Raw genomic sequence first — 25,304 nt, 5'->3', positions numbered from 1 at the left:
GCTTCTGATACGGTCTGGTTCAGACTGGCTTGAGCGGTGTGGCAAAGGAAGGCGAGGGGCGTCCCTCCGCGATGCGGGCCGCTTCAAGGGCGGCAATCTTTTCGTCGATCAGGCGGCGGTCGGTCAGGCCGTGCGGATTGGCGCGGGTCGGCATGGTTTCCACGACATGCAGGAAGCGCTCCTGCGCCACGGCATAAAGCCGTCGCAACTCACCCAGAGGATCGGGATGGTCGTCGGTGCGGATGTCGAGCCAGGGATAGTCCTGGTCGCGGCAGATTTTGAGGGCTGCCGACTGCCGTCCCCGTTTGTCGCCACCGGCCGCCTCGCCGGCATCCATCGCCGCCAAAAGCCGTTCGGGGAGGGGCGCACCTTCGGTCTCCTTGTAGACCCGCAAGGTCTCGGCAATGACATTGGGGCCCACCAGCATGTTCCCGGCGACCGATACATTGTCGTCAATGATGTGCCCGGCCCAGTCGATGCATTTTTGACCTGTGAAGGCAGCGTTGCGGCCTTGCCTGTCAATCAGGTGCATTTGTCGTTGTTGGCACCCATCGTCGCGGTCGGTCAGGGTTGCGATGATCGACTCGGGTGACTGGCCATCAGCTAATAGCATCAAGCCGTCGGTGCCGTAGAGCGGGCTGATGAATGCTTGAGTGGCAATGGCGCCGATTCCCCCGCGCATGGAGGGTACGATGGCGCCGACCGCGAAAAAGCGGCTGGCGACGGCGATGCCGAGATGTCCGGTTTCAGGGTCGCGTGCAACGATTGACCAGGTCATGAATTATCTCCCGATCGCATAAGCTTGCATGAGCCTTGGCGTCGCGGCTGCTCGTAGCAAACCGTCAGCATCGCGGCCTGCGGCGGTCAGTCGGCCGACGGTCCAGGGATCAGCCTCGGTGATGTCGTGACCCATGGCTTTCAGCGCCTTGATGGTCTCTGCGCCGATCGAGCTTTCGATCATCACATTGCCCGGCTGGCTGGTGCGCGGATAGAAGGAGCCGGGGAAATGCGCCGTGTGGAACAGCGGCATGTCGATCGCTGCCTGCAGGTTCTGCTTGTGATGCACATAGCGCAGGAAGAAAGACAGCTGCCACTGGTCCTGCTGGTCGCCACCGGGGGTACCAAAGGCAAGCGTTGGTCGCCCTTCGTAAAGCGCGATCGATGGTGTGAGCGTGGTGCGCGGCCGTTTGCCTGGCGCTAGCGAGGTTGGAAGGCCCGGTTTCAGCCAGAACATCTGGGCGCGGGAATTTAGGCAAAAGCCAAGGCCGGGGATGATTGGCGAGGATTGCAGCCAGCCGCCGGATGGCGTGACCGAGACCATGTTTCCTTCTCGGTCGATGACATCCACATGGACGGTATCGCCGCGCTTTTCCGTCAGATGCGACATGGTTGGCTCGTAGACAGCACCCGTGCCGGACATGGAGGCCAGCATTTCCATGGTCAGGTCGTGCTGGTTCTCGAAACCCGGCAATCGGCCGGCACGCAGCTCCATGGATGCGGTGGTACCGATCAGCTTGCGGCGCGCGTCATTGTAGGCATCTGACAGGAGGTGCTCCATGGGCACGCTGGCAAAGGCCGGATCGCCGTAATAGACCTCGCGGTCGGCATAGGCGAGCTTCATGCTCTCGACGATCGTGTGGACGATATCGGCACCCAGCGGATCCATCGCCGCGACATCAAAACCCTTCAGCAGTGCCAGCGACTGCAACAGAACCGGCCCCTGGCCCCATGGTCCTGTCTTGGCGATTGTCCAGCCGTGATAGTCAAACGTTTGCGGTGCTTCCACTGTTGCAGACCAGCCGGCCATGTCGTCAGCGGTCAACACACCCTTGTGGCGGCTGCCGCTGGCATCCATCACCTCGGCAGTCTTCAAATAGTCCTCGATCGCCTCGGCGACGAAGCCGCGGTAGAAGGCGTCGCGGGCTGCGTCGATCTGGTTCTCGCGACCGGTGACGCTTTCGGCTTCCTTGACGATGCGGTTATAGGTGGCGGCGAGAACCGGATTGCGAAACAGCGCATGCGGCTCGGGCGCCACGCCGCCGGGCATCCAGGTCTCATAGGACGTCGGCCATTCCTTCTCGAAGAAATCGGCCAGTCCCTTTATGGTGGCCGAGACGCGCGGCAGCATCGGGTGGCCATGTCCGGCATAGTGGATGGCCGGTTCAAGCACCTCGCGCACGCTCATCGTGCCGTAATTGCGCAGCATCAGCATCCAGCCGTCGAAGGCACCGGGAATAACGGTGGCAAGCAAACCGTCGCCGGGGATCAGCTTCAACCCTTCTGCCGTATAGTGCTCAATCGTCGCCCCAGTCGGAGCAGGTCCCTGTGCACAGATCACCTCCACCTTGCCGCTCTTTGCCGAATAGATCAGCGCTGGCATGTCACCGCCCGGACCCACCAGATGCGGCTCGAGGATCTGCAGCACGAAGCCGGTTGCGACCGCCGCATCGAATGCATTTCCGCCCTTTTCCAGGATGCTCATGCCGACGGCGGAGGCGATCCAATGGGTGGAGGTGACGACACCGAATGTGCCGAGGATCTCCGGGCGGGTTGTGAACTCAGTCATGCAATATTCCTTCGCAGGTATTCGTCAGGATTCCCGGGGGTCGAGCGCATCGCGCAGACCATCGCCGAGCAGATTGAAGCCGATCACGACAAGGAAGATCGCTGCCCCCGGCCACATGGCCATCCAGGGTGCCTGATCGAGGAAGTTCTTCGCGACATTGAGCATCGAACCCCAGCTCGGAGCGGGCGGCTGCTGGCCGAGCCCGAGGAAGGAGAGGCTCGCTTCAGCGATGATGGCGGTTGCCACCGTCAGTGTCGCCTGGACGATGATCGGCGCCGTGATGTTGGGCAGGATGTAGCGGAGCATGATGTCGAGATGGCCAAGGCCGATCGAGCGGGCGCCTTCAACATAATCTTCCGTCTTGATCGCGAGCACTTGTCCGCGGGTTAGCCGCACGAAGACCGGCATTGCTGAGAGCCCGATGGCAATCATCGCATTGCTGAGACTTGGTCCGAGAAAGGCGGCGAGTGCGATCGCCATGATCAGGAAGGGCAGGGCGAGGAACGCTTCAGTGATGCGCGAGATGACCTGATCCACCCAGCCGCCGAAATAGCCGGCAATCAGGCCGAAGGGAACGCCGATGACGACAGCGATCACGACCGAAAAGATGCCAGCCATCAGTGAGGCCTGCGCACCCCAGATCATCCGGGACAGGATATCGCGGCCGATATCGTCAGTGCCCATCCAATGCGCGGCGGATGGTGCCTTGCGGATTGCGGTCCAGCTGGTGGCGAGCGGATCGGCAATCGGCAAAAGGGGCGCCGAGAGCGCCAGGAGCGCAAAGAAGAGGATGATGCAGAGGCCAACCAGGGCGCTGCGATTGGCTTTTAGCTTGCGCCAGGCACGATTGCTGCTTTTGGCTGGTACGATCACATTCACAGTCGGATCAAGCGTCGTCATAAGCTGGCCCTCATGCGCGGATTGAGGATCACGTAGAGCACGTCCGCCACCAGGTTCATCAGGATGAAGCCGACTGCCGTGCACAGAACGACACCCTGCACCACGGCATAGTCGCGGTTGAAAACGGCATCGACGATCAGTTTGCCGAAGCCTGGAATGGTAAAGATCTGCTCGGTCAGCACCGCGCCTGCCAGCAGTTCGCCGAACAGGAGGGCGCTCAGCGTGACGATCGGCAGCACCGCGTTACGAAAAGTGTGGCTGAGGATCACGACCCGTTCCGACAATCCCTTGGCACGCGCCGTACGGATGTAGTCGGCTTTCATCACACTGAGCATGGCCGAGCGAGTATGACGCATCAAAGTGGCAGCGAGTGCTGTGCCCAGCACGAAGGCCGGCATGATCATGGTTTCGATCGAGCGGACGGGATCTACGAAGATCGATTCATAGCCGGACGCTGGCAACCAGCCGAGTTTTACCGAAACCAGCAGGATCAGCATGATTCCCAGCCAGAAGTTCGGGATCGAAAGGCCGGATAAAGCGACTATATTGGCGACATAGTCGATGACTGTGTTTTTCTTGACAGCCGCCAGGATGCCCATCGGCACGCCGATGGCAAAGGCGAAAATCATCGACATGATGGCCAGCTGGATGGTGACGGGCAGCTTTTCCCCGATCAGTTCGAGCACCGGCTGGTTGGTGCGCAGAGATATGCCGAAATCACCCTGAAGCACATTGGCGATCCAGTAGCCGTATTGGTAGATGACGGGATCATTCAGGCGGTACTTCTCCCGGAGGAACTCAATCACCTGTGGATCGCGCTCTTCGCCGGCCATGGCAAGGATTGGATCGCCCGGCAGCAGCTTCTGCAGCGAGAAGACGAAGATCGAGACGATCAAAAGCGTCGGTATGGCGACCAACAGCCGTTTTCCGATGTAGATATGCATGAACATCCGGTCCTGATTTTGGGAAGTCCCTGCGGAGCGTCAGACGCTCCGCAGGAGAGATCGAGGCGGATCAGCCCTTCTTGACGCCGAGCAGGCGGATCATGCCGTCCGGCGAAGGAACGAAGCCCGTCACGTCTTTCTTGGTCGCCCAGATCCAGGACTGGTGGCCGAGATAGATAACCGGCAGGTCGTCGTTGAGTATCTTGCCGGCGGCATCGTATTTCTGCTTGCGCACGGCATCGTCCGCCGTGGCGCGGGCTTCGTTCAGGAGCGTATCAACTTCCGGATTGCAGTATTTGGTGTCGTTGATGCCGCCCTCGCAGGTGACGAACTGATGCAGGTTGCCATCAGGATCGACGCGGCCGGACCAGTCGGAACGGCTGAGCTGATAATTGCCGGCGGTCTGTTCGCTGAGCAGCGTGGCAAACTCGGTGGTCTTCAGGCTGACATCGAAGCCGGCCTCGGCCACCATCGCCTGGACGATCTGCATCATCTGGGCTGCAACCGGATTGTTAGGGATCTGCATTTCGATCGGCACTCGTTCAAAGCCGGCTTCCTTAATCAGGGCCTTGGCCTTCTCGATGTCGCGGGCCGGAACCGGCAGGTCCTTGTTGAACCATGGGCTGTTCGGCGGGTAGGGCTGGTTGCCGCCAACCGCCGTGCCCTCATAGACGACCTGGTTCAGCGCTTCGCGGTCGATGGCCAGCGAAAAGGCCTGGCGCAGGCGCTTGTCCTTGCCCAAGGGGTTGTCGGCGCGCGTGCCATTGGCAATGTTCACGTAGAGCGCCATGTAGCCAATATTGACGACGTCGGCATAGGTGAGGCTGTCGTCGGCCTTGACGGATGCCGCATCGGTCGCGGCCAGTCGCTCGATCATGTCGAGTTCGCCGGAGCGCAGGTTGGCCAGCCGCACCGTGGTGTCAGGGATCGGCAGGTAGGTCACCTTGTCGATGAAGACCTTGTCCTTGTCCCAGTAGTCGGCGAACTTTTCGAGCACGATGCGATCCTGCTGGATGCGTTCGACGAATTTGAACGGTCCGGCGCAGACCGGGGCGGAGCCGAAATTGGCACCCAGTTCGGTAGCAGCTTTCGGTGAGACGATCATTCCGGCGCGGTCCGAGAGCTGCGCGAGCAGCGTGACATCGGGCGCCTTAAGAGTGAATTTGACCTCGTAGTCGCTGGTGGCTTCCACCTTCGAGACCGAGCTCAGCTCGCTCTTGCGCCGCGATTCCGGCAACGTCATGTTGCGCTCGATGGTGGCAACCACGGCGGCAGCGTTGAGTGGTGTGTCATCATGAAACTTAACGCCTTCGCGCAGCTTCATGGTCAGTTCCTTGCCATCGGCTGACCAGGCCCATTCGGTCGCAAGTTGCGGCACGATCTTCAGGTCTGGTGAAACGTCGACCAGCTTGTCGCACATGGCCGTGTAGACGATGCGGCCGACAAAGGTCCGCGACTGGGCAGGGTCGAGCACGTCGGCGTCGTCCTGTAGGCCGATGCGCAGTTCGGCAGACAGTGCGGGGCCGGCAAGCATGGCGCTCGCCAGGAGAATGGTGGATAAACGCGACATTATCTTCATGGTCGAAAATCCTCTGGTCTGGTTCTCTGTTTTCATGGGTGTCGCCGGTTATGGCTCCGGCGTTCAGGTCTGGCCGGCGCTCGCCGGAATGCGTCTGTCAGGAAACCTCGCCCAGCGGGTCGCCCTCCAGATGGTCCATGGATGTTTGGCGGATCAGCCGCTCCTGCAGCATCAAAAGGTGCTGACGCATCGCTTCGCCGGCCTTTGCCGGATCGCGTGAGGCAATCGCATCTATGATCGTGGCATGCTGTGCGTTCGACAGGCTCATGGTGTTTGTGTTGCTGCGGGCGCGCTCGCGGATCGACTGCCAGGCGTCGTCCTGACGCACCCGGTTGATCACGTCGAAGATGGACAGGAAAAGCTGGTTGCCGGCGGCCTGCGCGATCTGGCGGTGTAGTGCGCCGTCCCAGAGTTCCTTGGCATCTGCATCTTCGCTGCCGAGGATCTTCTGGGCGAGCTCGCGCATGCGGTCGATGTCGCTGCTCTTGGCGCGAAGAGCAGCCAGTTGAGCAAGTTGCGGCTCGATACGCAGTCGCACTTCCATGATCTCCATGAAATTGGTTCCGGCGACGATGGTCTCTAGTCGGTCGCTCCATTCGTCAGGTTTCTGACCGGCAAACGTGCCCGAGCCCTGCTTGCGCCAGATCGCGCCCTCGGCCTCCAGGACTTCGAGCGCGCGGCGGATCGCCCTGCGGCTCAGGCCGAGCTTTTCGCATAGTGTCCGTTCGGTCGGCAGTTTCCCATCCGAACCGATGTCGCCGTGGCGAAGAAGCTCCCGCAGCTTTTCCAGGGCGTAGTTGGAGTTTTCCTGGGGTGATATCTCTGGCATGAAAGGTTCGAACCAATTTGCGATTGGTTCAGTGAACGTCGAAACCTGCCGCTCGTCAAGCTGCTTTTTGGGCAGATATGAAAGTGCCCAATATTGCGGCAGGATGATGCGAAAAAAGACGGAAGCTTAGACTCGGAGGAGATCTTGAGAACCTTCCCAGGCTCGCGGAATGGCATCCTGCAAGGGGAACATCGACGGCTTCCTGGGAGCCGATCTCAAGTTGATCTTCGACGCGCCGGCGCGGGCTGCATCCAACCTCGGCTATGGTGTGCTCGTCGTCCATGATGCCGTCACGACCAGTGATCTGGCGTTTGGCGACAGGAGGATCTCCGCCGCCGACGTCCATGCGCCTTTCATGACGGCTCTTGCATTTGCCTATGAGAACGTCGTGATCGGGCATGTTTTCTCAACGCTTAAACATGAAGAAGGCCAGGGTTTTCCCCGGCCTTGTGGTATTCTGCGATCCGTTGCGGATGATGACACTTGGTATAAGTGGCTTGGGGCTCTCAATAGCCCAGGGCAATCCCATCCTTACGGGGTTCAGATGCGCCCATCAGGGTGCCGTTCTCCCAGTCGATCCGCACGACCTGCGCGCCGCCGATCGGATCTTCGGTCGGCACGATCTCGAAGCCACGGCGGGTGAGCTCAGCCTTGGTCTCCGAGGAAACGGTATGCTCGGCCTCGACGCGCGGGACCTTGCCGCCAACCGGGATCAGGCGCGGCAGGTCGATCGCATCCTGCATGTCCATGTCGTAATCGACCACCTTCGAAATCAGATGGGCATGGCCCATGGCCTGGTAGTAGCCGCCCATGACGCCAAAGGACATTTCCGTGCGGCCGTTGCGCGTGACCATGCCCGGGATGATCGTGTGCAGCGGGCGTTTTTCCGGCGCGATTATGTTGGGATGACCGCGCTTCAGCGAAAAACTCTGGCCGCGATTGTGGAGGATGACGCCGGAATTCGGCGCGACGAGACCGGTGCCGAAGCTGTCGAAGATCGAATTGATGAAGCTCACCGCATTGCGGTCTTCGTCGACGATCGAGATGTAGACGGTGTCACGGTGCAGCGGCATCTCGAAATCCGGCAGTTCGGTCATTGCGCGGGTCAGGTCAATCTTCTTAGCCAGTCCCAGCGCGAAGTCGGCCGAAAGGAGTTCATCGATCGGCACGTTTGCCTTGTCCGGATCGGCAATCCAGGCGTCACGCGCGGCATAGGCGAGGCGAGTGGCCTCGATTTCCAGATGCAGTCGATCGGCGGAGTGCGGTTCCAGCGTGTTGTCGAAGCAGGAGAGGATGTTGAGGATCAGCAGCGCAATGATGCCCTGGCCGTTCGGCGGGCACTCGTGGACGGTGTAGCCGCGGAAATTGGTGGTAACCGGGGTCACGTATTCGCCCTCTGCCGTCGCAAAATCCTCCAGTGTGTGGAGGCCGCCATGGGTGTTGAGGTGGGCCACCATGTCTTCGGCGACGGAGCCCTTGTAGAAGCCGTCGCGGCCTTCGGCGGCAATCTTGCGGAGCGTTGCGGCAAGCTTCGGCTGGCGGTGCGTTTCGCCGATGCGCGGTGCCCGGCCGCCTGGCAGGAAGACCTCGGCTGCTGCCTTGTCTGCGGCGAGAAGCTCCTCTTCCTTCTTCCAGTCGCGGTGGACGCGCGGCGAGATGGCATAGCCTTCCTCGGCGTAGCGAATTGCGGGTGCAAGGACCTCGGCGAAGGATAGGCGCCCGTGGTCGGCATGCAGGCGGGTCCAGGCGTCGATGGCGCCGGGGATGGTGACGGCGGATGGAGACTGGCGCGGGACTTCGGTCAGGCCGCGCTCTTCGAACCAGTCTATCGTCAGCGCCTTCGGCGTGCGGCCGGAGCCATTGTAGGCAATAACCTCTGCGCCGCCCTTCGGAGCGTACAAGGCGAAACAATCGCCACCGATGCCGGTGGAGCCGGGTTCGACCACGCATTGCACGGCGCAGGCGGCAATCGCTGCATCCATAGCATTGCCACCCGCCTGCAGGATGTTGATGGCCGTCAGTGTGGCATAGGGGTGGGAGGTCGCAGCCATGGCCTTGGCCGAGACGGCCACCGATCGCGTCGGCTTCTCGAAATTGCGCATCCTTGTCAGTCTCCTCGTATTCATTTGTGCCACGGCTTCAGCCGCGGGATCTGTATGGTGTCATGCGGATCTCCAGGAAGGCTAGTGCCCGGACGATCAGGAAGTTGATGAAAAGATAGATGGCGCCTGCCGCGATGAAGACTTCGATTGCGCGGTAGCTCTGGGAAATCAGGCCCTGGGCGATGCCCGTCACCTCCATCAGAGTGATGATCGAGGCAAGCGAAGTGCCCTTCACCATCAGGATGATTTCGTTGCCATAGGCAGGGATCGACTGACGCAGCGCGATTGGCAGGATGACGAGGCGAAGCGTCAGGACGCGGGACATGCCGAGCGCCTGGGCTGCTTCGCCGAGGCCACGCGGAACGTTCTTGATCGCGCCACGCAGGATCTCGCTGCCATAGGCGGCGGTATTCAGCGTCAGCGCAAGGATGGCGCACCAATAGGGTTCGCGAAACAGCCCCCAGAGGCCGATGGCCTGAAGGGAAGGGCGGAACTGGCCGAGCCCGTAATAGATCAGGAAGATCTGAACGAGCAGCGGCGTGCCGCGGAAGACGGCCACAAAGGTTCTGATGGGCCAGACGACGAACCGGTGTTCGCCTTGCTGGGCGAGTGCCATCAGGAGGGCGAGAACAAAGCCGAGCAGGATCGAGGTGCCGGCCAATTGCAGTGTCAAAGGCACGCCGGAGAGAAGCTTCGGAATGATTTCGAGGAAGAAGCCGAAGTCGATCATCGATGCATGATCCCCCGGGCGGTGCGAGTCTCGGCGATACGGAAGACCTGTCCTGTGATGCCGGCGATGACGAAGTACAGGCCGGCGGCGGCGAGATAGAACAGGAAGGGTTCCCGGGTGGAGCCGGCACCGATCTGTGCCTGTCGCATCAGTTCGACGAGGCCGATGACGGAGATCAGGGCGGAATCCTTCAGAACCAGCTGCCAGACATTGCTGAGGCCCGGGATCGCGTGGCGCAAGAGTTGGGGAATGATGACGAGGCGCAGCATCTGCAGGCGCGACAGGGCCAAGGCTTTCGCGGCGTCGAACTGTCCGCGTTCGACTGCGAGATAGGCGCCGCGGTAGACCTCGGCCTGATAGGCGCCGGAGATGATGCCGATCGCGATGACGCCTGTCGCAAGCGAGGGCAGGCCAACGAAGCCTTCGGAGCCGAAGCTTTTGGCGATCGCGGTGAGGGCGACGGAGCCGCCGTAGTAGAAGAGGTAAATGGTCAGGAGATCGGGCACGCCGCGAAAGACGGTGCCGTAGGCCGAGGCCAGCGACCTCGGGAGACGTTTCGACGACAAGGCGCCGCTCGCGCCAAGGGCACCAAAGACGGCTCCAAGCAGAAAGCCCAGTATCGAGAGCAGCAGCGTCATGGCGGCCGCACCCAGAAGTGCCGCGCCCCAGCCGCCTTCCGCGAAACCAAGCAGATGCAGTTTTTCAAGCATGCGGGCGAACCCCTTTATGGTCTTCCTGCAGCCGGAATTTCGCGAATTCCGGCTGCAGTCGGTTCGCCTTGATCACTTGACCGGGGTGACGTCTGTGCCGACCCACTTCTCGGAAATGCGCTTGATCGTGCCATCGGCGATGGCGGAGTCGATCGCCGCGTTCAGCATGTCCTTGAGTTTGGTGTCTTCCTTGCGCAGACCAGCGCCGGTGCCGAGGCCGAAAACGCCGCCGACGAAGCCCGGGCCGGCGATCGTGTAGTCGGCGAATTCCGGCTTGGCGAGCGTGGCCGCAAGCGCCGTCTGCTGGGCAAAGAGCGCGTCAATGCGGCCGGCGGCCAGGTCGAGGTCGTGCTGTTCGGTAGTCTTGTATTCACGGATCTCGACGGTGTCGCCAAAGTATTTCTTGACGAAGTCGAGGTTGGTCGTCGCCGCCTGCACGCCGACAATCTTGCCCTGAAGGAGCGGCTTCAGTTTGTCGATGGCGGCGATCGCCGCTGCTTCATCCTCCAGCTTGAACTTTTCGGCGGAGACGCCGAGCTTGCCGAGGTCACTGTTCTTGGCGACCGCAAAGCCTGAGGGATCGACGGCGTAAGGCTGGGTGAAGTCAATGGTTTCCAGGCGCTTCGGGGTGATGAACATGCTCGCCATGATGACATCGAACTTGCCGACGGTGAGCGAGGGAATGAGGCCGTCCCAATCCTGGGCAACGATCTCGCAGGTGACCTTCATGCGGGCGCAGAGATCGTTTGCCAGTTCGACTTCGAGGCCGTCGAGCTTGCCGTCCGCCGTGGTGAAGTTCCAGGGCGCATAGGCGCCTTCGGTCGCGATCTTGATCGGTTTCTGCGCATCCTGGGCCAGAACCGGCTGAGTGAATACAAGTGTGGTGAAGACAGCCGTAAGCGCTGCCATGCGATGGATCGTCATGACTTTTCCTCTTCGTTGTTGTGCCGTGGATAGCGGCGGTTCCCCGTCCGTGCCGGATGTACCCCCGGCTGCGGACATATCTTCAGGCTGGGCTCAAGGCCGCCCGGGACTGGCGTAATCGGCAAGCATGGATGCTGTTTCGATGATGTGCTCCTGCATGACTGCCTCGGCATGGCGGGCATCGCCAGACCGCAAGGCGTCGATCAGTTTCTGGTGCTCCTCGCGGGCGGAGAGCGGCTTGTCGACATAATCGAACCAGATGCGCATGTAGGGTTCGATCGCCACATGCAGCGCGGTAATCTGGCGGATCAGCTTCGGGCGACCACTCAGGTTGTAGATGAGCGCGTGAAATTCCTGATGGCGCAGGACCCAGTCGCTGCTGCCCGACTGTCCGGCGCGCTCCATGCGCTCCAGCAGCCGCTCCAGCTCCTCGAAGGTTTCGGAATTCATCCGGGGCGTCGCGAGACGAACGGCCAGGCCCTCAAGCACGGAGCGAATTTCGAAGGTTTCATGGATTTCGTCCAGCGTCAGTCCGGCGACGACGCAGCCGCGATTGGGCCGCAGCGTCACCAAACCATCGGCCGCCAGCCGCCGAAAGGCTTCGCGAACCGGCATTCGGCTCATGCCGATTTCGGCTGCGATCTCTTCCGGGATCAACCGCTCGCCCGGCTTGTATCTGCCGACCCGCAAGGCGCGCTGCAGATGGAGATAGGCCTCCTGCTCGGCCGTGGAAGCAAGATGCGTCGTGGCGGCGGTCGATATCGGCATGTTTGGCTCACTGGATTTTTGTATCCACTCATCCAAACACCGCGTTCGAGAGCCGTCAAGCGCTTTTTGATCAAAAGCTACGGAGGGTCTCAGCGGGCGGGATGGAGGCCGTTTGCGACCCTTTCCCGGACGAGGCGGGTGAAGGCCGCGATCGTGTTGCGGTCCGCGCCGGGCGACGCCACGAGGATGAATTCGACGTCCTCGATCGCTGGCAGGGCGGAAGGGGGCAGTTCCCGCAACCCCGATGGCGCCAGGTTGCGTGGCTGGACAAGCACGCCCATGCCGGCTCGGGCTGCAGCGGTCAGGCCGCTCAGGCTTTGGCAGGAACAGACGATGCGCCAGGGTTGCCCGGCGCGCTCCAGCGCTTCCATCAGGAGCGTTCTTGTGAGGCTCGGAGGTGGGAACACGATCAGCGGCAGGATGGGTTTTGCAAGGACTGCTTCCGGATCGGCGGCAAGCCAGACAAGCGGTTCGCGCAGGATCGCCTCGCCCCGGCGATCGCCCAGGCGACGCTTGGCAAAGACTAGATCAAGGTCGCCCTTGTCCTGCATGTCCGCGAGATCCTTGGAGAGCGCAACCGTAAGGTGGAGCTCGACGGCGGGATAATCGGCAATGAAGTCCTGCAGGAGTGCCGGAAGCTGGCCCGAAACCAGATCTTCGGAGATGCCGAGCCGCAATCTGCCGCGTGGCCGGGCAGCCTCGAAGAGGGACGCCGTCTGCCGTTCGAGTGATAGAAGTTGCCGGGCATGCGGAAGGAGGGCTTCGCCGTCGGCCGTCAAGCGCACGCCGTGGGTGTCGCGGTCAAGCAGGCGCCGGCCAAGCACCTCTTCGAGGCGCTGCAGGTGCTGGCTGACGGTCGACTGTCGCAGGCCCAGTTTCCGGCTGGCATGGGTGAAGCTGGCGAGCTGGGCAATCGACACGAAGCTGCGCAGGTGAACGAGGTCGAGCATATCACGTTTTCCGATGACTGTTATTTCTTGCATCGGATTTAACGATAACTAGTCTCAAGACGCTGTCCAGCTGGATCCCTCAGATGAAACGCTTCCTACCAGATACTTTCACGCTGTTGCTCGTCGCCATGGTTGTGCTGGCAAGCCTTCTACCGATCTCCGGAGAGCCTGCGGAATGGTTTGGGCTGGCGACCAGTTTGGCGATCGCGCTGCTTTTCTTCCTGCATGGCGCACGCCTTTCGACCGATGTGGTCGTGACGGGCTTCCTGCACTGGCGGCTCCAGAGCTTCATTCTCGCGGTCACCTTCCTGGTCTTTCCACTGCTCGGTCTATTGATGGGTTTCCTATCGCCGTGGTTGATCCCGCCGGCGCTCTATCTTGGCCTTCTCTATGTCTGCGTTTTGCCATCGACAGTGCAATCCTCCATCGCATTCACATCGATCGCCGGAGGCAATGTGCCGGCCGCCATCTGTGCTGCTTCGGCGTCAAACATTCTGGGCATGTTCCTGACGCCTGCGCTTGTTGCGGTGCTCTTTTCGGCAGGGGGGCATGTCGGGGTGTCGCTGGATATGATCTGGAAGATCATGCTGCAACTGTTTCTGCCCTTCGTCCTCGGACAGTTGTTGCAGCCCTTCATCGGCAACTGGATCCGGGCGCGCAAGTCCCTGCTTGCGCCCGTTGATCGTGGTTCGATCTTGATGGTCGTCTATCTCGCCTTCTCCAATGCCGTGATCGAGGGCATCTGGTCTGAACTCTCCACCGCGGACTTGGCCTTGGTGATCGGTCTGGATGTTGCCCTGCTTCTCGCAGTGCTGTTGATTACCGCGTTCGGAGCGAAATTGTGCGGCTTCAGCCGGGAGGACCGGATCACCGCGATCTTCTGTGGATCGAAAAAGAGCTTGGCAAGCGGTGTGCCGATGGCCGGCGTCATCTTCGCCGGCCAGTCGGTTGGCGCAATCGTGCTGCCGCTGATGCTCTTTCACCAGATCCAGTTGATGCTTTGTGCGTGGCTCGCGCGGCGGTTTGTCCTTGCCGCGCCGGAGCCGGTTCTCATGTCGTCTCAGCAGTCGCCCGGAAAATAGGTTCTGCAGCGGTTCGGTCAGGCTTGCTTCAGAAAAGAGCCAGATGAAACCCGGCGATCATGTGTAGGTTGCTGCAAGACCGCCATCGATCGGCAGGTCTACCCCATTCACCCACCGGGCATCTTCCGAGCAGAGGAAGAGGACGAGCCCTGCGATTTCATCGGCTAGCGCCGGGCGTTTCATCCAATGGGCGTTTGCCTGGACACGTTCTTGGCCAAGCATGGTCACGAACTCGCCGAGGATCGGGTGACACGGGACCGGGGGGGAACGGCATCCGCTAAGCGCCGGCCCGGCTAGCAGCAGCCATTGTAGGCTTGGTTCCACTCAGCGAGCGACGTCTTGATGAGGGGCCAGTCCCGCCGCAATGTCTCAAATCGTCGGACAGATTGTCGGTAGCTGCTGCGCAGTTCGTTTTCCAGGGCATCGAGGTCTATGCCGGGTAAACGTCCCTGCGAGACGATGGTCTTTCCCGCCACGATCACCTGCAGCACATGTCGTGCATTTGCGCGTGCAAAAAACAGGTCGACAGGCTCAACCTCCATGATCCTGTCGCGATCGAGGCGGTCATAGTCCAGCTCAAGAAAGTCGGCCGGTTCTCCCGCCGCAATGCTGCCGGTACCGGGCGAGCCGATAGCCTGGCGTCCATGGGCGACGCTCTGCCGGAGGAAGTCTTGCCGCGACCAGTTCTCGGCAAAGCCCGTTCCACCGTGCAGAGCGTTGGCAAGCCGGATCTCGCGGATCATGTCGTCGTCCTCGTCGAAGGCCTGACCATCAACACCGATCGCGACATTGCAGCCGCGCCTTCGCGCATCGGCAACTGGCCCAAGGCCGGAGCGCAGATGCAGGTTGGATCCGGAGTTGGTGACGATGCGGCAACCCGCGTCTGCGATCATAGCCAGCTCGTGTGCACGGGCATGGACGCAATGCGCCAGGGTCAACCGCGGCGAGAGCAGGCCGATGTGCTTGAGATAACTGATGATCCCTTGCGGGAAGGTGAGGTCCGCCCACCGTCTCTGATAGGGCGTCTCAAGGAGGTGCATATGGACCCTGCGACCGGTTTGCGCAGAGCGCTGAGCGATGGCCTGGAGCAGTTCGTCGGAACACCATTGCACGCCCGCCGGTCCGAACTGCACATCGACCATCGGTCCCTGGATGGCTTCGGCGATCTGTTCCGTCGCCTCGATCAAACGCTCGGGAGATAGGGGCGGCCGGCAAAAGGTTTCCCGCAGCAGAGCCACGGTGCTGGCCGGAAGCTTATCGAGGAGCTCCGTGTCGTCGCCATAGACGAGCGGGTTGCGGTCCCTGATCGCCGGGGCGAAGGCAATCCTGACGCCAACGTCCCGTGCGGCCCGTGCGACTTCGAAAGCTTCCTCGACAGGGTCGAGCTTGCCGCTGGGCCGTGTATAGTGAACCATGACCGCACCACAGCCGGAAAGAGCCGCCCGCGCGAGCGGCGCCAAGGCGGCCTTGTAGGCATCCGGCGGGGTGGCAAGGATCGTTCTCGGCAACCATGCCTCGAGAGGCAGAAAGGCGGTTCCGAAGGATGACATTGGCAGTGGCCGAACATGATCATGGGCATTGGCCAGCGCCGGGATCACCAGAGTGCGCGGGACCCCGGCCGCCACAGGGCCGGCGTCTTCCACCGCCGTGATGACGCCGTTCTGCCACCGAATACGGCGGTCCTTCTGCGGGCCCTGAGGCTCGCCGATCGTGTGGCTGGCGTATAACTCTCCGGAATGCGTCATCGGTTACGGTCCGGTCATAAGCTGAAACCAGCTGCTGAGCCGTTGCCGCGCGGATCATGGGCACCTTCCACACTTCCATCGTCGGACAGGTGGATCACGCCTGCCTGTCCGAAAATTGGTGAAAGGGCGGGGAGCATGGCAACTTCATGGCCGAGGGCCGAGAGTGCTTCGGCCTCTTGTGGACGTACCGATCCCTCGATCTTCAGGCTGTCACGGCTGTCGGAGAAGGTTCGTCCCAGCAGGAAACGTGGCTGGGCCAGCGCCTGCTCGGGTGTCATGCCGTCGTCAATCAGGCTGGTCAGCAGAACGGATAGCGTCTGTGGCTGACCGTCGGCACCCTGCGTGCCGTAGAGGAGATAGGGGTCGCCGTCGCGGATGGCGACGCCCGGGTTTAGGGTGTAGAAGGGCCGCTTGCCGGGCGCCAGGTAATTCGGGTGGCCGGGTTCAGTCGAAAAGGCCGCGCCACGATTTTGCCAGAGGATGCCTGTCCCAGGAACGGTGACGCCACTGCCCCAATCAAAATATGTGCTCTGCAGGACGCTGGCGCAACGTCCCTGAGGATCTGCGACGGCAAAGAAGACGGTATCTGCGTCGTTGACCGGATGGGGCCAGGGCATCGCGCATGTGGGATCGATCCTGCGCGCGGCGGCGTCGAGCTTGCCTGCCTCGAGCATGGCTGCGGCCGGGTGATTGTTTCCAGTATCGATGTCTGGATCGGCGACTGATGACCGCTTCAGGAAAGCCTGCTTGGTGGCCTCTACCAGTAGATGGATCCGGGCGGCGGTTCCCGGGGAAGTTTGCGCGAGATCGAACCGGGAGAGGATACCCATGATGGTAAGCGTCGAGCAGCCCTGCGTCGGAGGCGGCGGCGCCAGGAGGAGAGTTCCGCGGTAATCCAGCGTCAGTGGATCGACTTCGCGCGTGCGAGTGGCAGCCAGATCTGAGGCGTTGAGCGGCGACCCTGTTCTTGCCAAGCCATCCGCGATCACCTGCGATAGTGGACCCTCGTAGAAGCTGCGGTATCCGTCGTCCGCAAGGCGCTGGAGGCTTGCAGCCAACTCCGGTTGGCGCAGGAGCCCCGCGTCGCTGCGATGGTTGAAGATTTCGGAAAATCCGGGCCATGCGGGATGATCGTCAGCGCGAAAATCCAGCCAGAAATCCTGGGAAGGACTTGGGACATAGCCGCCCTCTGCCAGTTCGATCGCTGGGGCTACCAGGTCCGAAAAACTTTCCTGACCGGCCCAGTTTGCTTCGCTGAAGGTGAGTGCATGACCCCAGCTGTCGACAGCACAGGCGGAGGTCAGCATTGCTGACGGGCCACGGGTTGGAATGCCGTCTTTCGGAACGGTGACCCCGGCGGCCGCCTGGCCTATGCCAAGAAAGCAGCGACGGCGCCCCTCCCGGTCGCAGACCAACCAGACGGCATCGCCGCCCAGGCCGCAAAAATGGGGCATAACGACGGCGAGAACGGCACCAACTGCAACCGCTGCCTCGATCGCGTTGCCTCCGCCTGCCAGCACGGATCTGCCGGCTTCCGTTGCGAGCGGGTGAGGGCTCACGACCATGCCTGATTTCAGTCGGTGGGGGTTTGTTGGCTGCATGGATGTTGCTCGCAAAGGGTTTGTGGCCGGCGGCAGGAGCCGCCGGCCGTGCCATTGGATCAGTTGACCGTGTAGGTGAGCTTGCGCTCTTCGAGCGGCGGCAGGAACTGGCGGTCGAAGATCTGTTCGGCCGTCGGCTTGGACGGCAGCTGATAGCCTTCGGCCACGATGTCGATGGAGCGGGCAAGACGGCTGTCATCGACATCGCCCAGTCCGAGCTTTTCGACTTCCGGGGAGACGATCAGGTTCTCGTAAGAGAATTTGAGGCGGTCGTGCTCCAGGTCACGCTTGACGAGGTTGTCGTAGGCGACGACGGAATCCATGCCCTTTTCGGTGTCGAGCCCAATTTCGATGGCGGCCTTGTTGACCGCACGGACCAGGCCGGCAACCGCTTGAGGATTCTCGGCGATCAGCTTCTGCGACACCATGAGGCCGTTCGAGTAGAGATCAAGGCCGTGATCACCGAACAGCAGCCAGTTATAGTCCTTTGCGGGATCCTGGCGGTTGTTGATCAGGTTGAACCAGCTGGTGATGTTGAACACCAGCGCGCCGTCGATATCGCCCTTGATCAGCATGGGTTCCTGCAGGTTCGGACCCATGTTGTCGATCCTCACCTGGGTCATGTCGACCTTGTTGAGGGTGGCAAGGACAGTGACCAGGCGGGTCGTCGGCGTTCCCTGCGCTCCACCGAGCGTCTTGCCGATGAGGTCGGCCGGCGTGGTGATATTCGTCTCCTTCTTGCTGACGATTGCGAAGGGGGGCTTGTTCCAGAGCTGGTAGACCATCACAGGCGCTTCATCCGGACGGGTCGCGGCATTCTGGATGATGGCGTTGATGTCGCCGAAGCCGGCATCATAGGTGCCCGACATGATGCGCGTGACGGTGGCTGCCGAGCCTTCGCCCTGGTCAATGGTCACGTCGAGACCTTCCGCTTCGAAATAGCCGGCCTCCTTGGCCAGCAGAAAGGCAGCGTCCGATCCTTGCGTCTTCCAGCCCAGCGTGAACTTGATGGCGGTGTCGGCAAGCGCCGCGCTGTTGAGGCAAAGGCCCAGAGCGACGGTGGAGAGAAATGTCTTCAGCATGGTGAGCTCCAATTGTTCGAGGGTCAGGCGGTGGTGGTGAGATCGTTGCGGCGGTTCGCCCAGCCGGCGACACGCATTTCGATGAGAGAGAAGGCGGCGTAGAGAAGCACGCCAAGCACTGCGAGAATGAACAGTCCCGCAAAGACCAGCGGCACGTCGAAATTCGAGGATGCCGTCATCATGACGTTGCCGATGCCTCGATTGGAGGCGACCGTCTCGGACAGGACGGAGCCGACGAAGGCAAAGGTCGCGGCGATTTTCAGAGAGGCAAAGAAGAAGGGCATGGTGCGCGGCAGCCCGACATTCCAAAGGATGTCCAGCTTGCTGGCGCCCATCGACTTCAAGACGTCCTCAAGTTCAGGCTCGCTGGTGGCGAGACCCGTTGCGATGTTGACGACGATCGGGAAGAAGCACATGGCGAGCGCCGTCAGGATCGCCGGCACGGAACCGGATCCGAACCAGAGGACGAAGATCGGAACGACGGCCACCTTGGGGATGGAGGAAAAGCCGATCAGCAGGGGATAGGCCGTATCGTAAGCAATCCGCGAGGTGCCGATACAAGCCCCGATCAGCAGGCCGACCGTGACGCCGAGGAGGAAGCCCACCATCGTCGTCCACAGTGTCTGCAGGATATGCGGCCAGAGGACACCGAAGCGGTCCACCAGGGTCGTCATGACCTGCGAGGGGCGGGGCAGGACGAGGTCGGAAACCTGCAGCGCGATGCAGAGGATTTCCCAGAGGCCGAAGAAGGCGAAGATCAGAAATGCTGCCCAGAAACGGCGGCGAATTGTGTAGGACATCTCAGGCCTCCTCGGCGACGTCGGTGCGGGCATCGATGATCAGCTCGCGCAGGCGCTGGTTAAGCGCCGTGAATTCCGGCTCGAAGGTCATTGGGACCGTGCGGGGTCGGGCGAAGTCGACGGTGCTGTCGTCGATGATCCTGCCGGGGCGGGCGCTCATCACACAGATGCGCGATGCCAGAAAGCCGGCTTCCTTGAGGTCGTGCGTCACCAGCAGAACCGTCGGTTTGCGCTTCATCCAGAGCGACTGCATCGTCGCCCAGAGCTCCTCGCGGGTGAACTGATCGAGCGCTCCGAAGGGTTCGTCGAGCAGGAGAAGGCTCGGTTCATGGACCAGTGCACGACAAAGATTGGCGCGCTGCAACATGCCCCCGGACAGCTGCCAGGGGTAGTGGTTCGCGAAGCGCTGTAGCCCGACATCGGCCAGAAGGGCTTGGACGCGATCGCGGTACTCCGTATTCTTCTTGGAACGGTACTGCGAGCGGAACGGGCGCACGATCTTCAAAGGCAGCATGACGTTGCGTTCGATGGTCAGCCAGGGAAGGAGCGTGGGGTTCTGGAAGGCCATGCCGATGCGCAGAGCCTTGGCGCTGACTTCCTTGCCGCCTACGATCACCGCACCGCGGCTCGGCTGCAAAAGGCCGGAGGCCAGTTTCAGAATAGTAGACTTGCCGCAGCCGGACGGGCCGACGAGCGCGAGGAACTCGCCCTCGGCAATCTTGAGGCTCGTTTCCTGCAAGGCCGCAACTGCTCTTTCCCCGCGGCCAAAGGATACGCCCGCCTGCGACAGCTCTACCGCCACAGGATGCCTGTCTCTCGTTTCTGAATAATCGATCATGCACCTCACCTTCAGTTGCTGCGAGAGGTGTATGCAATGGGCGTGCCAGACGGTCACAAGGAGGACGAGGAGCAGGAATCAAGGCGGTTTCAACAACACGGAATGTCCATGCGAAAAGTGCATGCAATTAATTTGTGCAGTTTGCTTGCTGTCGCGGCATTGATGCGAGTTGAAAAAGCGGCGTGGGTGGATTATCCAGAGCGGCATGAAGGGAACTTGTCATGGCATCTGAGAAGCGTCGGCCGCGGAGCGAAATCGATCGCGTCCAGGGCATTTGCCATGCTCTGCGCACGGCCATCATCGAACGCGCGCTATTGCCGGGGGACCGGCTGCCCGAAGATGCGCTTGGTGAACGTTTCGGCGTCAGCCGCACGATCGCCAGGCATGCGCTTGGTCAGCTCGCATCCGAAGGTCTGGTGGACCTGAGACGAAATCGAATTGCTGTTGTGGCGACGCCCTCATTTGAGGATGCCAGGGACATCTTCGACATCCGTGTCGATCTTGAGCGCCAGGTTGTGCGCCATCTGGCGGGCAAGCTGACGGACGCACAAGTCAAGCAGTTGAAGGCGATCGTTGAGGCAGAGCATGAAGCTCGCCACGGCGCAGAAGGCACGTCAATCCGCCTGGCCACAGAGTTCCATGTTCGGCTTGCGGAAATGACTGGCAAGCCGATCCTCGTTCGCTACGTGACGGAGATCTGCTACCGCGCCGGTCTGTCCCTGTCCGCTTTTGCGCGGCCGCATTCCTCTGACTGCGCCGTCAGCGAGCACCTGGAACTGATCGATGCCATCAAGCAGGGCCCCGCCGAGCGGGCCTGCGCGTTGATGGATGAACATCTGGAAGCCGTCGCATCGCGAGCGCTGCTGCAAAGCGCGGGCGCCAGAAGCCGGGATCTCATGAATATCCTTGCACCCTACGCCGACTGACACTTTCTGAGCGGCGATCTCATTGGCTTGCGCAGGTGGGATCGAGGATCCATTCGGCGCTGTCGTTCCAGACGTCGGTCTCGACGATAAGCCCGTTGCGCACGACGAAGCGGTCGACATAGCGATTGTTGTCGAAGCGTTGCCCGCTCGGCCATTCGCCGTAAAGGTATCCGAGGCTGTAGACGATCGTCTCGCCTTCGCCTGGCATGACATCGTAACGCTCGATACGCTTCTTGACCCATTTGTAGCGAGAGGCATTGAACCCTGTCGGACCGCTTGGCGTGTCAAACACCCGGTTGCCTGTGAACCTGCAGATGAAGCTTGCATCCACGTATCGCGCTGCCCGAACGGGATCTGGCGCCATGGAGGCTTCCAAATAATCCTTGACTGCCTGAAGGTCACGCTGGGAGCTGTCGTTCATTTTGTCATCCCCGTCTGTTGCCATGTTCGGCATTAAACTGCATACAGTTCCATTACTCAATACATAATCCGGCTTCAAGCATGAGTTCCACTCCCATTTTCGATACCCTGATCCGCAACGCAGCCCTCCAGGGTAGTCAGTCTTTGACGGACATCTGCATTCGCGATGGGCGCATCGCCGAGATCATCCCTGTTGCGCAGCGCCGGGAAGCAAAAGCCCGTGTCGTCGAAGACGTCGGCGGTCGTCTGGTGCTGCCGGGGTTCGTGGACACCCATGTGCATCTGGACAAATCCTGTCTTCTTGCGTGCTGCAGGGGTGTTGGGGGAGGGCTGAAAGGCGCAGTTGCGGCAGTGTCACGGCTCAAGCAGGATTTCACGGAAGAGGACGTCTACCGGCGCGGTGCCAGAACCATCGAAATGGCTATCCTGCAGGGCACAATGCATATGCGCACGCATGTGGAGGTCGATCCGCGCGTCGGTCTGCGAAGCCTTGCTGCTATCCAACGGCTGAAGCGCGACTATGCCTTTGCCATTGATCTCTCCGTTTGCGTCTTTCCGCAGGAAGGCCTGTTTAATGATCCCGGTACCGAGGCGCTGCTTGAGAGGGCGCTGGACGGTGGCGCGGATCTTCTCGGCGGATGTCCCTACACGGACAGCGATCCTGCCGCGCATATGGAGCGTCTGTTTGAAATGGCAGTGAGCCATGACGTCGATCTCGATTTCCACCTTGATTTCGACCTTGATCCGAGCTGGACCCATATGCCTGACATCTGTCGCTTGACGGAAGCTAGGGGGTGGCAGGGGCGGGTGGCGATCGGCCATGTCACCAAACTGGCCGCAATGGAGGAGGCGGCATTCGATCGTCACGTTTCGCAGTTGTTGGCCGCCGGGGTTGCGGTTACGGCCCTTCCGTCGACTGATCTCTATCTCAATGGGCGCGACAAGGGGTTTCGTGCGCCGCGGGGCGTGGCGCCCGTGCATGTCTTGGCTGAGCGCGGCATCACGACGTCTATTGCGACGAATAACGTCATGAATCCCTTCACGCCTTACGGCGATTGCTCCTTGCTGCGCATGGCCAATCTCTACGCAAATCTGATGCACATTGGACCCGAAGGCTTCTCCCTGTGCCTTGATCTGATCACCCGAGATGCTGCCCGGCTGATGCGTATCGACGCCTACGGGCTTGCGCCTGCCGATTTTGCAGATCTGATCATTCTCGATGCGACAGATGAAGACGAGGCTTTCGGCAGCATTGCTCCCGTCTTGATGGGTTTCAAGAAAGGCAGGAAAACCTTCGAACGACGAGCAGAAATTCTGGCATGCTCGGTGAAAGGTGATCCGACAGCCTGAAACTGTTGCCGCACACGCAGCAAGATCCGTTGGCCGGACGGTCGATCTTAGTGTCGAGCGCAAGCTTGGTCGGCCTCCGACTTGGACGTCGAAGATCGACATCCCCACAATTTCTTCCGACGCCAAGCAGTGGCGGGTGAGGGGTGAAGACGCTGTCCAGACCTGATGGCAGATGTCAGTCCCCTTGACCTTGACAGGTCAGGCCGCCTGCAATACCGATGATTAATCGTTTAATCACGCGAGATCACGGCAAATGGCAGGCCAACGACCAGGTGCAAATCTCGGCAATATCGCGAAAGCGCTTGGCGTTTCTGTCGCCACCGTATCCAATGCACTCACGGGCAAGGGACGCGTGTCGGCGGAATTGATCGAGAGTGTCAGGGCCAAGGCTACCGAGTTGGGCTATACGCCGAGCCATATTGGGCGGGCTTTGCGTACCGGGCGCAGCGGCGTTTTGGGGCTTGTTCTGCCCGACATTGCCAACCCGCTGTTTCCGCAGATTGCTCAGGCGATCGAATTTGCCGCGAGCAGTGCGGGCTACGGTGTGCTGATCGCGGATTCCCGCGGTAGCGTCTCGATGCAGACAGAGGCGATCAATCGCCTCATCGAGCGCGGCGTCGACGGAATCGTCATTGTACCTCGGCTTGGGACCCGGATTGCCGATATCGGCTGCCCTGTCGCTGTCATCGACAGCCCCTCGACCCCCGGCAATACAGTTTCCGCCGATCATTGGCAGGGCGGGCAGGCTGTGGCCGAGCATCTTGTATCGCTGGGACATCGCAAGCTTCTGCTGATCGGAAACAACCCTGCGTCCAATGTACAGGGCGACCGTATCGGGGGGATGAAATCGGCTCTGCCTGCCGGTGGCCAGGCGGGTGTCTTGTGGATCGAGGCGCATGAAGAACGTCATGGCCGCGGAGCTCTGCTCGGTTTGCATGCGAAGGTCGAGGAAGGTTTCACCGCCTTTGCCGCCGTGTCCGATCTGATCGCGCTGCGTGTTCTGACGGAACTGCAGAGTGCCGGTCTCTCCGTCCCGGCGGATGTCAGCGTGACCGGCTTTGACGATCTCGTCTGGTCCTCAGTGGTTACGCCGAGCCTCACCACCGTGCGCATGAACATGGCCGCCATCGCCGAGATCGCCATTGCCGCTCTTGTGCGGGTGATCGAAGCGGATGCCGTAAATAGCGATGACATTCCGAGGATGGCGACGAGCACTGCTGTTGCCGCCGAGCGAAGCAGCGTTCCAATGACGTTGATCGTCCGTCAGACCTCGGGAGCGCCATGCCCCTCTTTCCGTGATGAACCAATAAAATCGATAAAAGGAGAACGCACATGACTAAGACACTACTGGCCTCGGCCACCGCGCTGATGTTGACGATGGGGGCAGCGCAAGCTCAGGAAAAGACCCTGACGATCTCCGTCTATGCCTTTGCGCAGGACGAATTCAAGGAGATCGTCTATGATCCCTTCGAAGCCAAATGCGGCTGCAAGCTTGTCGTCGAGACCGGAAACAGTGTCGAACGGCTGGCCAAGATCGAGGCGAACAAGGCAAATCCGGTTATCGATATGGCCGTCGTTTCCATGGCCGACGCGCTCATGGCTTCACGGGGCGATCTGATCGAAAAAATCGACACCTCCAAGCTCAGCAATTTTGACAAGCTCTATGACATCGCCAAGGACCCGAACGGCGATGGTATGAGCGTTGGTTACACGTTTTACGCGACGTCGATCGTCTATCGGACTGACAAGATGACGATCGAGTCCTGGGCTGACCTGCTGAAACCCGAATATGTTGGCCATGTCGCGTTTCCGAACGTGACGACCAACCAGGGGCCGCCGGCTCTCTACATGCTGGGTCAGGCGCTGGGCAAGGATACCCCCGATCTTAAGGGAGCCATCGAAGCCGTGGGCGCGCAGAAGGACGAGATCGTGACTTTCTATGTGAAGTCATCGCAGCTCGTGCAGCTGATGCAGCAGGAAGAAATCTGGGCGGCACCGATCGGTCGGTTCTCCTGGGCGCCGTTCACCAAGCTCGACCTGCCGCTCGGCTGGGCGTCGCCGAAGGAAGGCCAGACTGGCGGCATGAATGTCATGGTCGTCACCAAGGGGTCGAAGAATCAGGATCTGGCACTCGAGTTCATGGATTTCTGGCTTTCGACCGACGTCCAGACCAAGCTTGCCGAAAAGCTGGTCGACAGCCCGGCGAACCAGGAGGTCAAGGTTTCCGATGAGGTCGCCAACAATCTGACCTATGGTGAGGAGACTGCCAAGAGCCTCAAGCTGATCCCCTCCGCCGACGCGCTCGACAACCGCGATGCCTGGCTGTCCGAATGGAACGCCAAGGTCGGGCAGTAAGCTTCGATCACACGAATGCCTCCCAAGGCAAAGGGGCGCGGCGATCGGACATCAGCTCGAAGCTGCGCCCCGACTGTGACTTTGGTCACCTCCATGAAGGGCG

Annotated in this window: 24 protein-coding genes; 5 read left to right on the top strand and 19 right to left on the bottom strand. The window is 61.0% G+C overall.

Going from position 1 to position 25,304, the window contains the following annotated elements:
* Positions 1-19 precede the first annotated feature (19 nt).
* The 12 genes from ACQKP1_RS13165 to ACQKP1_RS13110 form a co-directional block, all read right to left on the bottom strand.
* On the bottom strand, positions 20-778 hold the full coding sequence (locus ACQKP1_RS13165) for a DUF1028 domain-containing protein (RefSeq protein WP_427275588.1): 759 nt from the start codon (positions 776-778) through the stop codon (positions 20-22).
* Positions 779-781: 3 nt separating this feature from the next.
* The gene (locus ACQKP1_RS13160) at positions 782-2,566 is read right to left on the bottom strand and encodes a gamma-glutamyltransferase family protein (RefSeq protein WP_427275587.1); all 1,785 of its coding nucleotides are present in this window, start codon (positions 2,564-2,566) and stop codon (positions 782-784) included.
* Positions 2,567-2,590: 24 nt separating this feature from the next.
* Complete coding sequence (locus tag ACQKP1_RS13155) at positions 2,591-3,466, bottom strand: ABC transporter permease (protein ID WP_427275586.1); 876 nt, start codon at positions 3,464-3,466, stop codon at positions 2,591-2,593.
* Positions 3,463-4,410: an ABC transporter permease gene (locus ACQKP1_RS13150; RefSeq protein WP_427275585.1), complete on the bottom strand. Its 948-nt coding sequence runs from the start codon at positions 4,408-4,410 to the stop codon at positions 3,463-3,465. The genes ACQKP1_RS13155 and ACQKP1_RS13150 overlap by 4 nt, the downstream gene beginning before the upstream one ends.
* A gap of 70 nt (positions 4,411-4,480) precedes the next feature.
* Positions 4,481-5,989: an ABC transporter substrate-binding protein gene (locus tag ACQKP1_RS13145; RefSeq protein WP_427275584.1), complete on the bottom strand. Its 1,509-nt coding sequence runs from the start codon at positions 5,987-5,989 to the stop codon at positions 4,481-4,483.
* Positions 5,990-6,086: 97 nt separating this feature from the next.
* Positions 6,087-6,818 carry a FadR/GntR family transcriptional regulator gene (locus ACQKP1_RS13140; RefSeq protein WP_427275583.1) on the bottom strand — a complete coding sequence of 244 codons (732 nt, stop codon included), beginning with the start codon at positions 6,816-6,818 and terminating at the stop codon, positions 6,087-6,089.
* A 506-nt stretch (positions 6,819-7,324) separates the two neighbouring features.
* Positions 7,325-8,920, bottom strand: a complete 1,596-nt coding sequence (gene ggt / locus ACQKP1_RS13135; protein WP_427275582.1) for a gamma-glutamyltransferase — start codon at positions 8,918-8,920, stop codon at positions 7,325-7,327.
* Positions 8,921-8,957: 37 nt separating this feature from the next.
* Positions 8,958-9,650, bottom strand: a complete 693-nt coding sequence (locus tag ACQKP1_RS13130) for an ABC transporter permease (RefSeq protein WP_427275581.1) — start codon at positions 9,648-9,650, stop codon at positions 8,958-8,960.
* Positions 9,647-10,360 (bottom strand): ABC transporter permease, encoded by a 714-nt coding sequence (locus ACQKP1_RS13125; protein WP_427275580.1) that lies wholly within the window; start codon positions 10,358-10,360, stop codon positions 9,647-9,649. Before ACQKP1_RS13125 ends, ACQKP1_RS13130 begins: the two co-directional genes overlap by 4 nt.
* 72 nt (positions 10,361-10,432) lie before the next feature.
* Positions 10,433-11,284 (bottom strand): transporter substrate-binding domain-containing protein, encoded by an 852-nt coding sequence (locus tag ACQKP1_RS13120; protein ID WP_427275579.1) that lies wholly within the window; start codon positions 11,282-11,284, stop codon positions 10,433-10,435.
* 93 nt (positions 11,285-11,377) lie between these two features.
* Complete coding sequence (locus ACQKP1_RS13115; protein WP_427275578.1) at positions 11,378-12,052, bottom strand: GntR family transcriptional regulator; 675 nt, start codon at positions 12,050-12,052, stop codon at positions 11,378-11,380.
* A gap of 89 nt (positions 12,053-12,141) precedes the next feature.
* On the bottom strand, positions 12,142-13,002 hold the full coding sequence (locus ACQKP1_RS13110) for a LysR family transcriptional regulator (RefSeq protein ID WP_427275577.1): 861 nt from the start codon (positions 13,000-13,002) through the stop codon (positions 12,142-12,144).
* A gap of 83 nt (positions 13,003-13,085) precedes the next feature.
* Between ACQKP1_RS13110 and ACQKP1_RS13105 the strand changes: the two genes are divergently transcribed.
* Positions 13,086-14,084, top strand: coding sequence for a bile acid:sodium symporter family protein (locus ACQKP1_RS13105; RefSeq protein ID WP_427275576.1), 999 nt, complete (start codon positions 13,086-13,088; stop codon positions 14,082-14,084).
* A 57-nt stretch (positions 14,085-14,141) separates the two neighbouring features.
* Here the strand turns inward: ACQKP1_RS13105 and ACQKP1_RS13100 are convergent, their stop codons facing one another.
* From ACQKP1_RS13100 to ACQKP1_RS13075, 6 genes are all read right to left on the bottom strand, one after another.
* Positions 14,142-14,306, bottom strand: a complete 165-nt coding sequence (locus ACQKP1_RS13100) for an SDR family oxidoreductase (protein ID WP_427275575.1) — start codon at positions 14,304-14,306, stop codon at positions 14,142-14,144.
* A gap of 71 nt (positions 14,307-14,377) precedes the next feature.
* Positions 14,378-15,829: an amidohydrolase family protein gene (locus ACQKP1_RS13095; protein ID WP_427275574.1), complete on the bottom strand. Its 1,452-nt coding sequence runs from the start codon at positions 15,827-15,829 to the stop codon at positions 14,378-14,380.
* Positions 15,830-15,843: 14 nt separating this feature from the next.
* Positions 15,844-17,394 carry a gamma-glutamyltransferase family protein gene (locus tag ACQKP1_RS13090; protein ID WP_427275573.1) on the bottom strand — a complete coding sequence of 517 codons (1,551 nt, stop codon included), beginning with the start codon at positions 17,392-17,394 and terminating at the stop codon, positions 15,844-15,846.
* A gap of 95 nt (positions 17,395-17,489) precedes the next feature.
* Positions 17,490-18,512 carry an ABC transporter substrate-binding protein gene (locus tag ACQKP1_RS13085; protein ID WP_427275572.1) on the bottom strand — a complete coding sequence of 341 codons (1,023 nt, stop codon included), beginning with the start codon at positions 18,510-18,512 and terminating at the stop codon, positions 17,490-17,492.
* 23 nt (positions 18,513-18,535) lie between these two features.
* The gene (locus ACQKP1_RS13080; protein WP_427275571.1) at positions 18,536-19,312 is read right to left on the bottom strand and encodes an ABC transporter permease; all 777 of its coding nucleotides are present in this window, start codon (positions 19,310-19,312) and stop codon (positions 18,536-18,538) included.
* Position 19,313: 1 nt separating this feature from the next.
* Positions 19,314-20,150, bottom strand: a complete 837-nt coding sequence (locus ACQKP1_RS13075) for an ABC transporter ATP-binding protein (RefSeq protein WP_427275570.1) — start codon at positions 20,148-20,150, stop codon at positions 19,314-19,316.
* Between the two features lie 221 nt (positions 20,151-20,371).
* On the opposite strand from ACQKP1_RS13075, the gene ACQKP1_RS13070 reads away from it, so the two are divergent.
* Entirely contained in the window at positions 20,372-21,076 is a 705-nt protein-coding gene (locus ACQKP1_RS13070) for a GntR family transcriptional regulator (RefSeq protein ID WP_006725472.1), read from the top strand.
* Between the two features lie 19 nt (positions 21,077-21,095).
* Here ACQKP1_RS13070 and ACQKP1_RS13065 read toward each other — a convergent pair whose 3' ends face one another.
* Positions 21,096-21,497 carry a nuclear transport factor 2 family protein gene (locus tag ACQKP1_RS13065; RefSeq protein ID WP_427275569.1) on the bottom strand — a complete coding sequence of 134 codons (402 nt, stop codon included), beginning with the start codon at positions 21,495-21,497 and terminating at the stop codon, positions 21,096-21,098.
* A gap of 80 nt (positions 21,498-21,577) precedes the next feature.
* Between ACQKP1_RS13065 and ACQKP1_RS13060 the strand changes: the two genes are divergently transcribed.
* From ACQKP1_RS13060 to ACQKP1_RS13050, 3 genes are all read left to right on the top strand, one after another.
* Positions 21,578-22,846, top strand: a complete 1,269-nt coding sequence (locus tag ACQKP1_RS13060) for an amidohydrolase family protein (RefSeq protein ID WP_427275568.1) — start codon at positions 21,578-21,580, stop codon at positions 22,844-22,846.
* Between the two features lie 253 nt (positions 22,847-23,099).
* A complete protein-coding gene (locus ACQKP1_RS13055) occupies positions 23,100-24,182 on the top strand; it encodes a LacI family DNA-binding transcriptional regulator (RefSeq protein ID WP_427275567.1) in 1,083 nt (360 codons plus the stop codon).
* On the top strand, positions 24,179-25,201 hold the full coding sequence (locus tag ACQKP1_RS13050; protein ID WP_427275566.1) for an ABC transporter substrate-binding protein: 1,023 nt from the start codon (positions 24,179-24,181) through the stop codon (positions 25,199-25,201). The genes ACQKP1_RS13055 and ACQKP1_RS13050 overlap by 4 nt, the downstream gene beginning before the upstream one ends.
* Positions 25,202-25,304: the final 103 nt, after the last annotated feature.

The organism is Allorhizobium sp. NPDC080224 (genome assembly GCF_050281005.1).
Taxonomy (GTDB): domain Bacteria; phylum Pseudomonadota; class Alphaproteobacteria; order Rhizobiales; family Rhizobiaceae; genus Allorhizobium.
Note: the sequence above shows the minus strand (reverse complement) of the source record. Positions and strands in the feature narration are given on the sequence as shown.

Bases quoted from the DNA above. Each gene is read 5' to 3' on its own strand.
- ACQKP1_RS13165 (WP_427275588.1), bottom strand. From the start codon at position 778: ATGACCTGGTCAATCGTTGCACGCGACCCTGAAACCGGACATCTCGGC.
- ACQKP1_RS13160 (WP_427275587.1), bottom strand. From the start codon at position 2,566: ATGACTGAGTTCACAACCCGCCCGGAGATCCTCGGCACATTCGGTGTC.
- ACQKP1_RS13155 (WP_427275586.1), bottom strand. From the start codon at position 3,466: ATGACGACGCTTGATCCGACTGTGAATGTGATCGTACCAGCCAAAAGC.
- ACQKP1_RS13150 (WP_427275585.1), bottom strand. From the start codon at position 4,410: ATGCATATCTACATCGGAAAACGGCTGTTGGTCGCCATACCGACGCTT.
- ACQKP1_RS13145 (WP_427275584.1), bottom strand. From the start codon at position 5,989: ATGAAGATAATGTCGCGTTTATCCACCATTCTCCTGGCGAGCGCCATG.
- ACQKP1_RS13140 (WP_427275583.1), bottom strand. From the start codon at position 6,818: ATGCCAGAGATATCACCCCAGGAAAACTCCAACTACGCCCTGGAAAAG.
- ggt (WP_427275582.1), bottom strand. From the start codon at position 8,920: ATGCGCAATTTCGAGAAGCCGACGCGATCGGTGGCCGTCTCGGCCAAG.
- ACQKP1_RS13130 (WP_427275581.1), bottom strand. From the start codon at position 9,650: ATGATCGACTTCGGCTTCTTCCTCGAAATCATTCCGAAGCTTCTCTCC.
- ACQKP1_RS13125 (WP_427275580.1), bottom strand. From the start codon at position 10,360: ATGCTTGAAAAACTGCATCTGCTTGGTTTCGCGGAAGGCGGCTGGGGC.
- ACQKP1_RS13120 (WP_427275579.1), bottom strand. From the start codon at position 11,284: ATGACGATCCATCGCATGGCAGCGCTTACGGCTGTCTTCACCACACTT.
- ACQKP1_RS13115 (WP_427275578.1), bottom strand. From the start codon at position 12,052: ATGCCGATATCGACCGCCGCCACGACGCATCTTGCTTCCACGGCCGAG.
- ACQKP1_RS13110 (WP_427275577.1), bottom strand. From the start codon at position 13,002: ATGCTCGACCTCGTTCACCTGCGCAGCTTCGTGTCGATTGCCCAGCTC.
- ACQKP1_RS13105 (WP_427275576.1), top strand. From the start codon at position 13,086: ATGAAACGCTTCCTACCAGATACTTTCACGCTGTTGCTCGTCGCCATG.
- ACQKP1_RS13100 (WP_427275575.1), bottom strand. From the start codon at position 14,306: ATGCTTGGCCAAGAACGTGTCCAGGCAAACGCCCATTGGATGAAACGC.
- ACQKP1_RS13095 (WP_427275574.1), bottom strand. From the start codon at position 15,829: ATGACGCATTCCGGAGAGTTATACGCCAGCCACACGATCGGCGAGCCT.
- ACQKP1_RS13090 (WP_427275573.1), bottom strand. From the start codon at position 17,394: ATGGTCGTGAGCCCTCACCCGCTCGCAACGGAAGCCGGCAGATCCGTG.
- ACQKP1_RS13085 (WP_427275572.1), bottom strand. From the start codon at position 18,512: ATGCTGAAGACATTTCTCTCCACCGTCGCTCTGGGCCTTTGCCTCAAC.
- ACQKP1_RS13080 (WP_427275571.1), bottom strand. From the start codon at position 19,312: ATGTCCTACACAATTCGCCGCCGTTTCTGGGCAGCATTTCTGATCTTC.
- ACQKP1_RS13075 (WP_427275570.1), bottom strand. From the start codon at position 20,150: ATGATCGATTATTCAGAAACGAGAGACAGGCATCCTGTGGCGGTAGAG.
- ACQKP1_RS13070 (WP_006725472.1), top strand. From the start codon at position 20,372: ATGGCATCTGAGAAGCGTCGGCCGCGGAGCGAAATCGATCGCGTCCAG.
- ACQKP1_RS13065 (WP_427275569.1), bottom strand. From the start codon at position 21,497: ATGAACGACAGCTCCCAGCGTGACCTTCAGGCAGTCAAGGATTATTTG.
- ACQKP1_RS13060 (WP_427275568.1), top strand. From the start codon at position 21,578: ATGAGTTCCACTCCCATTTTCGATACCCTGATCCGCAACGCAGCCCTC.
- ACQKP1_RS13055 (WP_427275567.1), top strand. From the start codon at position 23,100: ATGGCAGGCCAACGACCAGGTGCAAATCTCGGCAATATCGCGAAAGCG.
- ACQKP1_RS13050 (WP_427275566.1), top strand. From the start codon at position 24,179: ATGACTAAGACACTACTGGCCTCGGCCACCGCGCTGATGTTGACGATG.